Source organism: Janthinobacterium sp. PC23-8 (genome assembly GCF_002250505.1).
In the GTDB taxonomy this organism is placed as follows: Bacteria; Pseudomonadota; Gammaproteobacteria; order Burkholderiales; family Burkholderiaceae_D; genus Janthinobacterium.
On the sequence record NZ_NJGY01000012.1, the window covers coordinates 1 to 1,106 of the forward strand.

Annotated in this window: 1 protein-coding gene; it reads left to right on the forward strand. The window is 65.6% G+C overall.

Annotation, left to right across the window (positions count from 1 at the left end; genetic code table 11):
- Positions 1–1,106, forward strand: a 1,106-nt coding sequence (locus CD932_RS29120) for a YDG domain-containing protein (RefSeq protein WP_254926801.1), incomplete at both ends; no start/stop codon positions are given.

The window sequence follows — 1,106 nt, forward strand, 5'->3', positions numbered from 1 at the left end:
GTGTCCAACGGCACCAAGGTGTACGACGGTACCGCCTATGCGGGCGGCGCCAACACCACGACGCTCTCCAACCTGGTGGCCGGTAATGTGCTGCCCGGCACACCTGTGTACGCTGGCAGCGCTGCCGGCGTCGTCAACGCCGGCACCTATGCGGTGTCGGTCAGCGGTTACTATGCCACGGGCGGCCAGTCGGCCTATGCGATCAGCTATATCGATGGCGGCCTGGTGATCACGCCGCGCCTGCTCACGCTGTCCGGCGCCACGGCCGGCAACAAGGTCTATGACGGCACCACCGCCGCCACCCTCAACGCCGGCTCCGTCGTGTTCAACGGCAAGATCGGCAGCGATGTGCTGACGGTGGCCGGCGCCGCCGCGTTTACCGACAAAAACGTTGGCACCGGCAAGACCGTCAACCTCAGCGGCCTGTCGCTGGGCGGCGCCGACGCCGCCAACTACGCGTTGCAAACGACCACCGGCAGCGCTGTGGGCGACATCACGCCCAAGGCCCTGACGGTCACCGGCATCACGGCCGGCAATAAAGTCTATGATGGCACCACAGCGGCAACGGTCAGCACCGCCGGCGCGACGTTTGCCGGCATGGTCAACGGAGACAGCCTGAACGCCACTGCCAGCGGCGCCTTCGGCGACAAGAACGCCGCCACCGGCAAGACAGTCAATGTCAGTGGCATTACCCTTGGTGGCATCGACGCCGGCAACTACACGCTGGCCAGCAGCACCGCCAGTACCACGGCGGACATCAGCCGCGCCGCCATCAATGCCGTGACCGGCATTACGGCTGGCGGCAAGGTCTATGACGGCACCGCCACTGCAACGGTCAACACGAACGGAGCAACGTTTGCCGGCATGGTCAATGGCGACAGCCTGAACGCCACCGCCAGCGGTGTATTTACCGACAAGAACGCTGCCACTGGCAAGACGGTGAACGTCAGCGGCATCGCCTTGGGTGGTGCCGACGCCGGCAACTACACGCTGACCAGCAACACGGCCAGCACGACGGCCGACATCAGCCGCGCCGCCATCAATGCCGTGACCGGCATTACGGCTGGCAGCAAGGTCTATGACGGCACCGCCACTGCAACGGTCAA